General features: G+C 69.2%; 14 protein-coding genes. All 14 read right to left on the bottom strand.

Annotated features, from left to right (window positions below; genetic code table 11):
• Positions 1 to 516 precede the first annotated feature (516 nt).
• The 14 genes from ACWCPF_RS43240 to ACWCPF_RS43175 all read right to left on the bottom strand — a co-directional run bounded on the left by ACWCPF_RS43240 (position 517) and on the right by ACWCPF_RS43175 (position 13,305).
• On the bottom strand, positions 517 to 759 hold the full coding sequence (locus tag ACWCPF_RS43240) for a hypothetical protein (protein WP_451050641.1): 243 nt from the start codon (positions 757 to 759) through the stop codon (positions 517 to 519).
• Positions 756 to 1,385, bottom strand: a complete 630-nt coding sequence (locus ACWCPF_RS43235; protein ID WP_451050640.1) for a VOC family protein — start codon at positions 1,383 to 1,385, stop codon at positions 756 to 758. Before ACWCPF_RS43235 ends, ACWCPF_RS43240 begins: the two co-directional genes overlap by 4 nt.
• Before the next feature lie 23 nt (positions 1,386 to 1,408).
• Positions 1,409 to 1,813 carry a GlcG/HbpS family heme-binding protein gene (locus tag ACWCPF_RS43230; protein WP_451050639.1) on the bottom strand — a complete coding sequence of 135 codons (405 nt, stop codon included), beginning with the start codon at positions 1,811 to 1,813 and terminating at the stop codon, positions 1,409 to 1,411.
• 73 nt (positions 1,814 to 1,886) lie between these two features.
• A complete protein-coding gene (locus ACWCPF_RS43225; RefSeq protein WP_451050638.1) occupies positions 1,887 to 2,873 on the bottom strand; it encodes a fumarylacetoacetate hydrolase family protein in 987 nt (328 codons plus the stop codon).
• A gap of 31 nt (positions 2,874 to 2,904) precedes the next feature.
• Positions 2,905 to 3,861, bottom strand: coding sequence for a VOC family protein (locus ACWCPF_RS43220; RefSeq protein WP_451050637.1), 957 nt, complete (start codon positions 3,859 to 3,861; stop codon positions 2,905 to 2,907).
• Positions 3,862 to 4,099: 238 nt separating this feature from the next.
• On the bottom strand, positions 4,100 to 4,282 hold the full coding sequence (locus tag ACWCPF_RS43215) for a hypothetical protein (protein WP_451050636.1): 183 nt from the start codon (positions 4,280 to 4,282) through the stop codon (positions 4,100 to 4,102).
• Between the two features lie 135 nt (positions 4,283 to 4,417).
• Complete coding sequence (locus ACWCPF_RS43210; protein WP_451050635.1) at positions 4,418 to 4,798, bottom strand: nuclear transport factor 2 family protein; 381 nt, start codon at positions 4,796 to 4,798, stop codon at positions 4,418 to 4,420.
• A 695-nt stretch (positions 4,799 to 5,493) separates the two neighbouring features.
• Positions 5,494 to 5,709, bottom strand: coding sequence for a hypothetical protein (locus ACWCPF_RS43205; RefSeq protein WP_451050634.1), 216 nt, complete (start codon positions 5,707 to 5,709; stop codon positions 5,494 to 5,496).
• 100 nt (positions 5,710 to 5,809) lie between these two features.
• Positions 5,810 to 6,121 carry an antibiotic biosynthesis monooxygenase family protein gene (locus ACWCPF_RS43200; RefSeq protein ID WP_451050633.1) on the bottom strand — a complete coding sequence of 104 codons (312 nt, stop codon included), beginning with the start codon at positions 6,119 to 6,121 and terminating at the stop codon, positions 5,810 to 5,812.
• 10 nt (positions 6,122 to 6,131) lie between these two features.
• Complete coding sequence (locus ACWCPF_RS43195) at positions 6,132 to 6,923, bottom strand: SDR family NAD(P)-dependent oxidoreductase (protein ID WP_451050632.1); 792 nt, start codon at positions 6,921 to 6,923, stop codon at positions 6,132 to 6,134.
• The gene (locus ACWCPF_RS43190) at positions 6,920 to 8,305 is read right to left on the bottom strand and encodes an amidohydrolase family protein (RefSeq protein ID WP_451050631.1); all 1,386 of its coding nucleotides are present in this window, start codon (positions 8,303 to 8,305) and stop codon (positions 6,920 to 6,922) included. Before ACWCPF_RS43190 ends, ACWCPF_RS43195 begins: the two co-directional genes overlap by 4 nt.
• 237 nt (positions 8,306 to 8,542) lie before the next feature.
• Complete coding sequence (locus ACWCPF_RS43185) at positions 8,543 to 9,889, bottom strand: Nramp family divalent metal transporter (RefSeq protein WP_451050630.1); 1,347 nt, start codon at positions 9,887 to 9,889, stop codon at positions 8,543 to 8,545.
• Between the two features lie 401 nt (positions 9,890 to 10,290).
• On the bottom strand, positions 10,291 to 10,485 hold the full coding sequence (locus ACWCPF_RS43180; protein ID WP_451050629.1) for a hypothetical protein: 195 nt from the start codon (positions 10,483 to 10,485) through the stop codon (positions 10,291 to 10,293).
• A 492-nt stretch (positions 10,486 to 10,977) separates the two neighbouring features.
• On the bottom strand, positions 10,978 to 13,305 hold the full coding sequence (locus tag ACWCPF_RS43175; RefSeq protein ID WP_451050628.1) for a LuxR C-terminal-related transcriptional regulator: 2,328 nt from the start codon (positions 13,303 to 13,305) through the stop codon (positions 10,978 to 10,980).
• Between the last annotated feature and the right edge of the window lie 39 nt (positions 13,306 to 13,344).

The raw sequence follows: 13,344 nt of genomic DNA, 5'->3' as shown, positions 1-13,344 counted from the left end.
TGTTTCTCGACGGCGCGTTCCGAACCGGCGTGCGTCGCTTCCTCGATGCGGCGCTGGAGATCCGCGAGCTTGCCCGCGGTCGTGTGGATGTCGATGGTGCTCATCTGTTTCCGCTCAGTGCTCGGTGGCAGGTCGGGGCAAGAGGCACGGCCGGACTCCGAAGAACGCCGGCTGTCGGCATGGCAAGCGGCGCTCCGTGATCGTGAGATCGCCAGTGATCGCCAGTGTGGCCCGTTGCCGGCGTCTCTTCCGGGAGTTCATCTCGCAGTGGACGGGAGGCTCGACGCAGGCCGCATCGCGGAGGTCGACGGGGCGATGCGCGAGGTGCTCGCGCTCTTTCCGCCGTCCTCCTCCCCCTGGACGCCGTCAGCGACGGCACCATGGTCGTCGCGTTCCGAACCGGTCAGGATCTCAACGCGTTGCTCCCCTCACTGCGGCGCCTGATCGAGGGCGGGGGTGGGAGCGCCTGAGCAGCCGAACCGGTCGGCTACCGCGTCACCCTGCTGACCGACCTGGTCACTCGGGCTCGACGCGCAGCGCGTCCCTGTCGAACTGTGCGACTTTGCCGTGGCGCAGCGCCCCGATGGCGCTGTACCAGACCGCGGGCCGGACACCGGCCTCACGGCGGTCGATGATCAGGGTGCTCCTTCCGCACAACTGGACGTAGTTGCCGACGGAGTGCACCTCGTCCGCGACCTTCGTGCCCTGGTCGATGAAGGCGCGGAACTCCGGCACGTCGAGCACGTACAGCTCGATCACCGGCCTCCCTCCTCCAACTCGGCCGCGACACCCGCGACGATGAGTTCCGCCTTGCGCGCCCACAGCTTCGGCAGGGTCGGCTCCTCGTCGCCCGACACGACGTCGAGCAGTGCCCGTACGGTCAGCGCCGCGTCCTCGTCGTCCACCCTGGTGATCTCGCGGGTCGGGTAGGTGAACTCGACCATGAAGCCGTTCGGGTCGTGCGTGTAGATCGACTCGATGGTCTCGTGCTTGACCTGCATCTCGACCGCCCAGTCGTTGTCCTCCAGGCGCCGGCGGTACTCGTCCAGCGCTTCCTCGGAGTCGACATGGATGGCCAGATGCCGGGAGTCGCGGAAGAAGCGGGGCACCTCGGGACCGTGTGTGGCATGTGCGTCCTGCCCCGGTTCGCCGAACCGTTCGAGACCGAAGTAGTAGAAGAACGCCAGCCGGTCACCCTTGCCGATGTCGAAGAAGAAGTGCACGAAGTCGGGGTGCTCCGACGGGCCCCAGCCGACCGCACACACGGAGTGGACGATGGGGAATTTGAGAATCTCGTGGTAGAAGCGCACCGTGCCGACCGGGTCGAACGTGGGAAACGCGGCGTGGTTGACGCCTTGGGCAAGGTGATCGAGTTCCGAAGCCATTCCTGAACCTCCTGATGGGGTCGTCACGTCAACGCATCCAGGCCGGCCTGCGCGATCGCGACGTCGTTGTCGGAGGAGGACCCGCTGGCCGCGATGCCCCCGACGACCACTTTGTCGACCACGATGGGCAGACCGCCACGCAGGTCGGTGAAGTCGGTGGCAGCAGCGGCGAGCCGCGCTGCGAGCGCGGGGTCCATCTCCCCCGTGGGCGCGCCGACATAGGCGGCCGTACGCGCCTTCTTGGGGACGACCTCCTGGGCGAACGGCACCGCACCGTCCATGAGGACGAAGGCCCGCAGTTGACCACTCGTGTCGACGACGGCGATCGCCACCGGGGCTTCGCGCTTGCGGGCCTCGTCCACGGCCGCGCCGAGCATCGTCAGCGCCGCCTCTTCGGTCAGCCGGAGCCCGGCTACGACATGGGACACGGTGTTCTTCCTTTCCTGGTGCGGCGGGGAGTCGGCCGGCCGCGAAGACCACTCGACGTACTGGTCTGCGCCCTCAGCCCATCTTCACGGTGTTGCGCAGCGGTGTGACGCCGTCCACCTCGACGTCGACCTCGTCGCCGTCGCGCAGGAACGCGCCGTCCGGGCCGTCCTCCATCGCGGTGCCCCCGGGCGTCCCGGACAGGATCATGTCTCCGCCGCCGAGCGGGACGAACCGCGAGACGTGCCCCGCGATCCGGCCGAACGAGTACCGCATGTCCGCGGTCGTCCCGTCCTGCCTGAGCTCGTCGTTGACGCGGCAGCGGATCCTCAGGTCGGCGACGTCGGTGGCCTCGTCGACGACCATCCAGGGACCGCAGCTGTTGCCCGTCCGGAAGTTCTTCACCAACGACCAGGTCAGCGGACCGTGATCGATTCTGGACAGCCCGAGCGCGTCGTCCCGGATACTGAAGTCGTTCCACGCCGTATAGCCCCACAACGACACGCGATCACTGCCCCGGGGATGCTCGTCCCCACTCAGCACGACGCCGACCTCGGCCTCGTAGTCGAGCTTCGCCGTGCCCTCCGGAGGGGTGACGATCGCGCCCGGGCCCACCACGGTTCCCGGGATCACATAGAAGCCCCATGGCGGCGTGTCTTCGACGGTGCCCGACACCAACGACTCGGGCAGCTCCATCCGCGAGGCCATCTTTCCCGTGTGCATCGGGAAGTTGCCGCCCATGGCGAAGATCCGCGAAGCCGGATCCGGCAGCGGCGGATCCAGCCGGACCTTCGCCAGGGGGCGGGCCCCCAGCCGGTCCCGGCCGCGGTCGAGATCGTCCTGGACCAGCTCGAGAAGGGTGCGCAGCGCGCCGCGCGCCGAGGGCCATGCCCTGATCATCGGGAGCCAGCTCTGCGACCCACCGGGGAACAACGTCTTGATCAATTCGGCCGGGCCGTCGTCGAGCGCGCTCGCGGACCCGGCGAGATCGACCACATAGGTCGTTCCGGCCGAGTCCACGACGAGCCCGGTCCCCGCACCCGCGACTCGAACCAGCCTCACTGTCCCCGCACCAGCCTGCCCGTCGCGCGCGTCATGACTGGGCGCCTGCCTTGCCGAACGTCTCATCCAGGTCGGTGCCGAGAAGTACGTCGGACGGCGGCGCCGGCGGCGGACCCACCAGTCCGACCGGGGGCTGCCCGGTGTTCCACTCGTCCACGGCGTGGCTGTCGGTGACGCTCCAGGTGCGCGGCACGTACGTCGGGTCGTGCAGGATGATCTCCTCGTCGACCGAGTACTCGATCCAGTAGCCCTCGGCGTCCCGGAAGTACATGGCGACGTTGTGCGCAGTGCCGTGCCGCAGCGGCCCCCACTCGATCTCCACGTCGTTGGCGCGCAGCGCTTCCGCCGTCTCGTAGAACTGGTCGAGGTTCTTGAGGCTGAACTGGAGGTGGTGCACCCGGGCTTCGGGCGTGCGGACGACGACGAGGTCGTGGTAAAGGAACCGGCCGGGCGAGCGCATGAACGACATGATCTGTACGTCGCCCGCCATGACCCGGCCCGACTGCAGCTGGCCCAGCACCTCCCTGGCGAACTTGTCCTCGGCCTCGAATTCGGCGGCGCCGAGGCCGATGTGGTCGGCCACCACCGGCTTCGGGCCGCCCGACTTCGGGGCCTCGATGAGATGGGCGACCGGGATTTCGGTGTGCATTCCGGTGGTCAGCTCGATGAGATGACCGGCCGGGGTCTGAAACCGCAGAGCCGGCTTGGACTCCCACTCGCGATCGAGGTGCCGGGCCACCTCGACCCCGGCGCGAGCGAGGTGCTCGCCGGCCCGGTCCAGCGCCTGCTCGTCACTGACCACATAGCTCACGTGGTGCAGACCATGGGTCTCACCCGGCTTGTACACCAGCGAATAGCGGTCCAGCCCGTGCGCGCTCAAGTAGTGCGTGCCGTCCGACGCGGCATGCTCGAGGGTGAACCCGAGCCGCTCGACCGCGAACTTCGCCGCCACTTCGGGATTCTTCGCGTTGAGTGCGAAGTAGTTCACTCGCTCAATACCGATAAGGGACACCATGACCTCCTCGGCCGATAAACAGCCTGAGTTGCCTTTTCGACATACACATTGCGTAATTGACGATCAAGTTTTCACGCGGGATTCCCGGACCCGCGTCGGTGGATCGCGCTCGATTCGTGACCGCGTCGGACGCGGTCACGGGCGGACCGGGCGAGCGGGGCGACTTCGGGCCGTCCGGTCCGAAGTGCACGTGCGCCCGGCGGGGCACCGCTCAGCCGGCGGGCGAGGAGTCCGTGCTGAGCGTGCGGGGGCGAGCCAAGGTGGCCCGCGCCGCGTCGGTGCCGGCCACGGTGACCTGGGGGCGGCGGCTGCGGCCGAGTGTCGCCGTCCGGCTGAAAGCAGCCTCCAAGGACACCATGCCACCCTCCTCGTCGAGCCATCGTGGCCATGCCATCGTGGCACTGTTCTACGAGAGAGTCAATAATTCTTCGCATGCGACTTCATGATCCAATGCGGCCCTGGACGGCCGCGGTGTGTGCCGCTCCGTGACGCCGTCGCCCTTGCGGTGTCGTGCGCGGGGCGGGCGGATCTAGCCCATGCGTCCGAGCGTTCGTCTGGCGATGCGCCAGCCGTCGGCGGTGCGAACCATGTCGTCGTGGTACGTGGCGCTGCTCACGGTGCCGTCGTGCAGGATCCCGAGGCCCTTGGACCTGACGTGCGTCACTTCGGTGTCAGCGGGGATCGCGACGATGTTCGTGACGTGATGGGCGGCCGCGTGTTCACCGTCGCGCAGCGCGGCCTCGATTCTGTCGATGCCCTGGACGGGCTCGAATCCGTACACGCCGGCGTCGTAGATCGCGTCGTTCGTGAGGCACTCGCCCAGACGTCTCCACGCCTTGTCGTCCAGGATGTGCCCCCAGAGGGACAGGACTCGTTCGATTTCAATGATGTCGTCATGAGTGGGATGCATCGTGGACTCCTGAGCCGGAATCGGACGTGGATCGAGCTCCGTGCGGGAAGCCTGACCTTGCGACGTCACCTGATGGACTACAGTGTAAATTGATTGACGGCATCGTCAATTCGCGTATCTCCCGCGCCGTGAGCGACCGACGCGTGTTCGCCGGTTCGGCCCGGCCCATCGCCGCCAGACTCGACGCACAGGACGAACGCGCAAGCCCCCGAGGCTCCCGGCACGCGCGCGAGGCTTTGGCGAAGCGCGTGAAACGCGATAGGCGAGTTGGCAGCCGACAAGCCGGCCGAGATTGCTCCCAGCGCAATGCCGTCGCGCTCGACTCCCGGGTCCGGCAGTGCGGCGTCGTCGGCTGCGGGATTGCCGTCTGCCCCGACCGCAATGACTCCGCCGCACGCGCCATCGAGTTCATCGCGTGGGCGGCGAGATCCGGCATCGGCTGCGAGGCCGTCTGCAGGGGACCGGCGATGACCGGGTTCGGCCGGCGGCGCCCGCTTCGGCAGGGCGCGGCGATGCCCCCGCGCGCTCTGCCGTCAAACGCGCGTAGCGCCCGAAACCGTGGTCCCGCAACAGCGACCCGACGTTCGGCAGAGCGTCACGCCCGAATCGGATCACACGCTCGTTGTCGAACCAGGTGCACTCGCCGCGGACCCCGTCCATCGGGTACGCGTCACGCGCCGCAGCCCGTGCGGTGCTCACCACTGCGCTTCGAACGCTTCCGCGTTCTTCTTGACGATGCCGGTGCGGCCCGACGGGCTCAATGTCACGGCATCGATCGCGGGCTCGTCGAGCTTCTCTCTCTGCATCGCCTTGATCAGCATCCTCGTCGCGACTTCGGCCGTCGTGCGCGGCAGATACGGGATGTCCCCGTACCGGGCGCCTCTCCTGACCGTGAGCTTCGGGTACTTCACGAGCGCGTCCTGCAGAGCGGCTTGGCCTTGGAATCGTCCAGTTCGACGGCGACGGGACCGGCTGTCCCTCGCGGACCCCGGTCGCCTGCACCGTCACCCGTCACTCGGTGCGCTCGGGATGAGCTTCGACGACGATCGTGTAGTGCTCCGCTTCGGGCGGCGCCGCGTAGTGCGGGCGCAGCAGCCCAGCCCACGTGCCGAAGCGCTCCGACGAGCGAAAGCGCACGTGGGCGTCGACCGAGTCCCACTCCAGCAGGGCGAGGTAGGTTCCCGGATGCCCGACGCCCAGCGCCAGGCGGACCGCCCCCAAGCCGTCGGCGCCGGAGATGACGCCCGCCGCCTCGCGGAACGCGGCCTGGAACGCGTCGTCGTGTCCGGGGCGGATGCGAAAAGTCGCCCGCTCGATGATCATCGCTGCCTCCTCAGAAGACCGACTCGCTCGGACGCACGACCAGTTCGTTGACGGCGACGTGCCTCGGCCGGGTGACGATGTACTCGATCGCGTCGGCGATGTCGTCGGCCGCGAGGACCGTCACGTCCCGCCAGCGCTCGTCCGCGCGTGCCCGGAGCTCCGGCGAGAGGTGACTGGTGAGTTCCGTGGTCACGGGGCCGGGCTCGACGACCGACACACGCACGTGGCGCTGGGTGACCTCCTGGCGCAGGGCCTCGGCGAAGGCGCCGACGCCGTGCTTGGTCAGGTTGTACACGGCGGACCCGGCGTCCGCACGGCGACCCGCGATCGACGAGACCAGCACGAGGTCGGCCACCTGGTCGGCCGACTGCCGCGCCGCACGCAGGAGTTCACCCAGGGCCGCCCGAGCGACGTAGAGGCACCCCATGACGTTGAGGGAGACCATCCGCTCCCAGTCGGCGACCTCGGCGTGCTCGACCGGGCCCAGGAGCATGACACCCGCGTTGGCGACGACGGTGTCGAGGCGGCCGAACCGATCGACGGCGCGAGCGACGACGTCGGCTGCCGCGTCCCCGTCCGTGACATCGGCGGCGAGTGCGACCGCTGGGCCGCCGGCGGCCTCGATCTCGTCGGCGAGACGTTCCAGGCGCTCTGCGCGGCGTGCGACCAGTGCGACGGCGGCCCCGCGCGCGGCGAGAGCGCGCGCCGTGGCTTCGCCGATGCCACTGCTCGCGCCCGTGACCAGCGCCGCCGTGCCCGCGAGGTCGCGGCCGATTCCGTTGCGTCCGGATCGCTCGCTCATGACTCCACCGGCCAGCGGGGTGCGGCCACCTCGACGCCCGTCCGCCCGATCAGCGACTCGGACGCCTGCTGGAGCCGCGACACGAGGGACGTCTGATCGGTGAAGGTGGGCTTCCCGGCCTCGACGACGGTGCGTCCGTCGACCAGAACCGTGTGAACGCTTCTGCCGTCGGCGTTGTAGACCAGCGTGTTGACGGGGTTGAGCAGTGGGCTCCACTCCGGCCGATCGGTGTCGAACAGCACGAGGTCGGCCTTCTTGCCGACGGTGATGGAGCCGATGTCCTGCGCAAGGCCGACGGCTTCAGCGCCGCGGATCGTCGCCATCTCGAGCGCCGTCTCCGCCGGTATCAGGTTGGTGTCCTGCCGGGCGTCCTTGTACAACGTGGCGGCGAGGAACACCGTGCGCAGCAGGTCGGTGGAGGCGAAGTCGGGGCTGTCGGTGCCGAGGCCGACGACCACCCCGGCGTCGAGCAGCTCGGGGAGCTTACCGATCCTGGTCGTGCCGAAGCCCAGGCGCAGCGACGGTACGGGGCACTGCGCCGCCCTCGTGCCGGTCCGCGCCATGAGGTCGATCTCGCGCTCGTCGAGGGCGACCGCGTGTCCGAGCAGCACATTGTCGCCGAGGGCCCCCACCTCGGCGAGGTACTCGATCGGCCGCATCCCGTAGGCCTTGATCGAGTCGTCCACCTGCGCCTGGCGGGCCGACTGGTGAAACGTGAGGCCCGTGCCCAGCTCGTCGGCCAGCCGCTTGGCTCCGGTCAGGAGTTCGGGGCTGCAGGGGCCGACCCCGTAGGAGAGCATCACCCAGGCCCGAACGCGGCCGTCGCACCGGCCGTCGTAGGCGCGGACCGTGGATGCGAGATCGGCGAGCGCGTCCTCGGTGGACATCACGGGGGTGTGGCTGATGTCCGGGCGATCGGTGACGCACCGTCCGACGATCACCCTGGCGCCGCTGTCCCGGTAGGCCTGGAACGCGGGATCGACGCGCTCCGCGTCACCGGGGTTCACCACGCACGTCGTGCCGTTGGCGAGGTGCTCGGCCAGCGCCGACAGGGTGCTCACATACTGCTCCTCGTCGTTCATCGACTGGCGGAGCGCGCAGCTGTCGCGGATGTACGGCGCACCGACCATCGTGTCGGGAAACAGGCCGCGCATGAGCTGCGGGTACAGATGGTCGTGGGTGTTGATGAAGCCGGGGGTCACGACCATGCGGCCGGCGTCGATGACCCGGTCGGCCGGGACATCGGCGAGATCCGCCGCCCGCCCGACGGCGACGATGCGATCGCCGCGGATCACGATGGACGCGTCCTGGATGATGCGTCGTCGCTCGTCGACCGTGATGGCGTACCGCGCGTTTGCGATCTTGGTCGTGGTCTCGGCCATGTGAAGCGTCCTCTTCTTTGAGGTGGTCGGATGTCTCTCGGCGGCCTTGAGGGTGTGCCGGGCCGTCGCCGTCCGATGGCGGACGACGGCCGTCGGGTCGGAGGAACGGCGCCAGCGCGCGAGTGCCTGGAGGCTCTTGTCGGACCGGATGTCCCTTGGCGGTCGTGCCCAGCCACCGGCCGTGCATTGCGGCCCGGCCTGACAGTGAAGATCACCCAGGGTCTGCCGGGTGGGCGCTCAGCCGGCGAACAGGCTCATCAGGAGCGCCACGTTCAAGGCCACCACGGTCGCGCTGATGGCCCACGCTCCCCATGTGGTCGTACGCCGGTTGACCCAGCGGCCCATGACGCCGGCGTCGCGGGTGAGCAGGACCAGTGGGACCAGTGCGAAAGGGATGCCGAAGGAGAGGATGACCTGGCTGAACACCAGGCTCTCCGTGGGACTGGCGCCGGCGGCGAGTACCACGATCGCGGGTGTCATCGTGAGGAGCCGGCGCAGTAGTACAGGGATCCGGCGGCCGAGGAAGCCGCCCATCACGACTTCGCCCGCGTACATGCCGACGCTGGTTCCCGCGAGGCCCGAGACGAGCAGGGCGAGTGCGAAGGCGAGGGCGGCGGCCGGGCCGACGAGCCGCCCGTACGCGTCGTGCGCGGCGCCCAGCGAGTCGGCCGCTTCGGGGGCGCCCGGGTGGAACAGGGTCGCCGCCGACACCAGCAGTGCCACGTTCACGGCGCCCGCGAGGCCCATCGCGATGAGCACGTCGGTGCGCACATGACGCAGCAGGCGGCGACGCAGCGGCCGGTCCGGGTCGTCGGGCGGACCGCCGCTGCCGGCTGCGAGGGACAGGCTGTAGCGATCGCTCGTGAGCGCCGAGTGCAGATAGATCACGTGCGGCATGACCGTGGCACCGACGATCCCCCCGGCCATCACCACGCTCTCGGTACCCGAAATTCCCGGTATCAGCCCATCGGCGGCCGTGGCCAACGGAGTGCCGGCGCCCAGCACTTGCCCGAGGAACAGCCCCAGCAGACAGGTCAGGCCCGCCGCCATCAGCACCTCGAAGCGGCGCCGGCCGCGCCCGCGCATGGGCATCAGCAGCAGCGACACCGCCCCGACGACCACGCCCCCCAGCCACAGCGGAAGGCCGAACAGCAGGTGGAGGGCGATGGCCCCGCCCACCACCTCCGCGAGGTCGGTCATCACGACGACCGCCTCCGCCTGCACCCACAGCCCCCACACCACCGGCCTGCGGTACCGGGCGCGACACAGTTCCGGCAGACTCTTCCCGGTGGCGACGCCGAGCTTGGCGGACAGGTACTGCAGCAGCATCGCCACGACGTTCGCCGTGAGCAGCACCCACAGCAGCAGTGGCCCGAAGGTGGCGCCGGCCTGCACGTTGGTGGCGAAGTTCCCTGGATCGACGTATGCGATCGCGGCTACGAAGGCCGGGCCGAGCAGGGTGTACGACAGTCCAGAGCGGAGCCGGGGGCGTCGTTCGCCCGGCGTGCGGCTGGGTGGCTCCGTAGGGGCGAGGGCCGGGGGATCGAGTTGCCCGGAGCGGGTGGGGGACGGTTCGACTGACATGATGCCGCTGCTCTCCTTGTCCAGGGGGGAGGGGGACGCGCCCTTCAGGGGCGTGGGGAAGTGCATGCCCACCGGCGTCGCCGTCGTCAGCGGCAGCCGGCGGTGGACGAGGCGCTGAGACGGTCAGGCGTGAACCGCCGCAAGGCCCGCGAGTGAACCAAGGGTGAGGACGACGGCGTATGCGAGAGCGGCACGCCCGTGGGTGCTCCACCACTGAACTCGGCGGACGAACCGCGTTGGTATGACGGAGGGCTCGACGTGGCGACTGGCCAGCAGAAGCAAGGCGATTTCAAGGACTGCGACGGCGCCCACGACCGACAGCCGGCCGAACACCTGCTCCCAAGGTGCCGTGTCAACCATGCCTTGTCCGCCTCCACTCGATCATTCCGACAGTTGTGCGCTCATGTGTTCGATGTGATGACGTCGGCACCCTTGCTCCCCGCTCGCCAGTCGGCGCTCGCGCCGGTGATCATGCAGTCGGCGAGCTGATCGAGGAGCGCGGTCATCTCGCGTTCGGCGAGGCGTACCGCCTGTTCGTCCCGGGCGGTGGTCGCCTTCTTGATCTCCCAGAACGTTTCCGAGATCAATCGCTGCAAGTGGGCGGGTTCGGCTGCACGGTTGCGTGTTGACGGCATGCTTGCCTGCCTCGGGATCGGAGGGCTGCGGGACGCATCCTTCCGGCGCCGACGAGCGCTCTCCGCGGGCGACGGTGCCGGTGAAGATGTGAGCCGACCTTGTCACCTCGGTGCCGAGAGCACATGGTCGAGACTGCTGAAATCACTACTGAGTCCACTTGTCGGTAGCCGCTGCGCGGCAGACCGGGCAGGCGTCCGGTCGCACCGGCCCCAAGCAGGGTGTCTCGGTGTGCTTCACGGGATCGACGAATCCGCCGACGAGGTGGTCACGCATCGTTCCGCCACCTTCCTCGTCGAGTCATCGTGGCAACCTCAGCGTGGCATTGTTCTACTCGGCAGTCAATAATTCGTCATTCATGACTCATGATCCGGCGGACCCGTACCGCCACCGTTCACGACGACGGGGACGGTGCGCCGACGGCGATGTCCGCGGACCTCGTCCCTGCCGGAACCTCATGTCCTGGGCCGGTCGGCCGACTCCATGCGGCTGACCCAGGACGCGACTTGCGTTCGGGAGTGGTAGCCGAGCTTGGTGAGGATGTGCTGGACGTGCGATTCGACGGTGCGGCGTGAGAGCACCAGTTCCGTCGCGATGTCCTGGTTGCTCGATCCCTTCGCCAGCAGATCGGCGACCTTGCGTTCGCGCGGGGACAGGGCCGTCGGCAGGTCATCACGCGCGGCACGCCTGGGCTTCGCCCCGTGCCGGCCCATGCCCTCGACCTCGCCGAGAACTTCGTCGAGCGGCCGGGTACTCCCTTCTTGAACGGCCGCATCGAAGGCCGCCTCGCTGATCCCGGCGCGCACGATCGCCTCGACCTTGCCCTTGACGGCGAACTCACTGAACTCGAACGGCATCATCCGGCGCGGTCCGGTTCTCCAGATGGGGTCGGCCGCCCCCAGCAGGCGCGCCGCCCGGCTCAGTTCGCCGGAGCGCGCGGCCACCCAGGCCAGCCCGTCGAGGGCCAGGGCCAGGCCCACGTCGTGGCCGAGTCGCCGGAAGAGCCCGATCGCGTCGAGGAAGTGAGCGGTCGCGGCATCCCGGTCGCCCGCACGGCAGCGCACCACGCCGTTGATCCACAGCGCGTTGGCGCGCCACAACTGGGAGTGCTCGGCTTCGAGGAACGTCAGCGCTTCGTCGGCGAGGCGGTCCGCGCCGGGATCACCCGAGGCGAAGGCCATGGCCGCGGCGAAGAACAGGGCTTCCCCCGTGACCGTGGGATCGTCGACCTTGCGCCCGCAGGCAATGGCGTCCTTGGCGTGCCCCAGAGCGGCAGTGACGTCACCCAGTACGAAGTCCGCGAGGATGGGACACAAGGTCAGCGCGGCCTCGACCCGGTGCAGGGCGAGCCTGCCGGCCAGCGTGCGGCACTCGCCCATGGTCCGCGCCGCGCGCTCCACCTCCGTGAGCAGCACCTCGAGGTATGCGCACGCCCACAGCGCCTCGGCACGCTCCTCGGACGGCTCCGGGCTGCTGTCCAGTGCCTTGCGCAGCCACTGGTGGCCCTCCATGATCACGCTCGGCTTGGACCAGTACATCCGCAGGCGGGCGGCGATGCGCAGGGCGATCCGCGGCTCACCGCCCTCGGACAGGAAGAACTGCATCGCGAGCCGGATGTTGGCGTGGTTGAGATCGACCTCCTGGAACCAGCGGATCTCCCGCTCGCTGAAATAGTCGGTACGGCCGCGGTCGGCGAGCGCCGCGAAGTGCTGGGCGTGACGGACGAGGAACTCCTTCTCCTCCCCGAGGGCGACCAAGTGCTCGCGGCCGTATTCACGGACCGTTTCGAGCAAGGAGAACCTTGCCGATCCGCTCTCGCGGTGCAGGATGGATTTGTCGACCAGGCTGGCGAGCAGGTCGAACACCTGGGTGCGCGGCAACCGCGCGTCGGTGCACACGCCTTCGGCCGAGTTGAGATCGAATCCGCCGGCGAACACCGACAGCCGCGCCCACATCAGTTGCTCTTCGGGTGAACACAGGCCGAAGCTCCAGTCGATGGTGGCCTTCAGGGCCCGGTGGCGAGCCGGCGCCGATCTGGGGCCGGTGGTCAGCACGTCCAGGGCGTGTTCCACGCGCGCCAGGATCTCCTCGACCGGATACGCCCGCATCCGTGCCGCGGCGAGTTCGATGGCCAGGGGAATCCCGTCCAGGCGCCGGCAGAGGTCGCTCACGGACCGCTGGAACTCGGGGCCCTCCGGCAGCTCGGGAACGACGGCCGCGGCACGGTCCAGGAAGAGGTCGACGGCTTCGGACGCCGGGCGGCCGGGGCCGAGGCTGCCGAGAGGATCGGCCTCGGGCAGTGACAACGGGGGTACCTCGAACAGGTACTCACCCTCGCTGCCCAGGACCTGCCGGCTGGTGGTCAGCACTCGCAGCGCCGGGGCGCTCGTCAGCAACTTGTTCACCAGGGCCACGACCGGATGGATCAAGTGCTCGCAGTTGTCGAGGAGCAGGAGGAGGTTCTTGTCGCGCAGGTGTTCGGCCAGGCTTGCGGCCGGGTCGGCGGAGGCGTCCTTGAGTCCGAACATGGCCGCGACCTCGTAGGCGAGGAGGTCCCCCTCCCGCAGTTCGGCCAGCTCCACCAGCCAGACCCCGTCGGGAAAAGCCCGGCGCACCTCCGCGGCGACGCGGCGGGCCAGCCGGGTTTTGCCGACGCCACCGGGACCGGTCAGGGTGACCAGACGCCCGGCCGACAGCAGCCGCCGGACCTGTCCCAGCGCTCGCCTCCGCCCGACGAAGCTGGTCACCTCAGCCGGCAGGCGCCCCACCCACCGTGCAGTCATAGCGTGACGCTACACCCGAATTGTCAGCCGCAGTGGTGG

The organism is Streptomyces sp. NPDC001858, from assembly GCF_053594615.1.
The sequence above is the reverse complement of the archived record's forward strand: the minus strand, read 5'-3'. Positions and strand labels throughout refer to the sequence as shown.

What these genes read in the sequence shown, in the direction of transcription:
- ACWCPF_RS43235 (WP_451050640.1), bottom strand. Translation starts at nt 1,385, where the DNA reads ATGGCTTCGGAACTCGATCACCTTGCCCAAGGCGTCAACCACGCCGCG.
- ACWCPF_RS43215 (WP_451050636.1), bottom strand. Translation starts at nt 4,282, where the DNA reads ATGGCATGGCCACGATGGCTCGACGAGGAGGGTGGCATGGTGTCCTTG.
- ACWCPF_RS43210 (WP_451050635.1), bottom strand. Translation starts at nt 4,798, where the DNA reads ATGCATCCCACTCATGACGACATCATTGAAATCGAACGAGTCCTGTCC.
- ACWCPF_RS43200 (WP_451050633.1), bottom strand. Translation starts at nt 6,121, where the DNA reads ATGATCATCGAGCGGGCGACTTTTCGCATCCGCCCCGGACACGACGAC.
- ACWCPF_RS43195 (WP_451050632.1), bottom strand. Translation starts at nt 6,923, where the DNA reads ATGAGCGAGCGATCCGGACGCAACGGAATCGGCCGCGACCTCGCGGGC.
- ACWCPF_RS43190 (WP_451050631.1), bottom strand. Translation starts at nt 8,305, where the DNA reads ATGGCCGAGACCACGACCAAGATCGCAAACGCGCGGTACGCCATCACG.
- ACWCPF_RS43185 (WP_451050630.1), bottom strand. Translation starts at nt 9,889, where the DNA reads ATGTCAGTCGAACCGTCCCCCACCCGCTCCGGGCAACTCGATCCCCCG.
- ACWCPF_RS43175 (WP_451050628.1), bottom strand. Translation starts at nt 13,305, where the DNA reads ATGACTGCACGGTGGGTGGGGCGCCTGCCGGCTGAGGTGACCAGCTTC.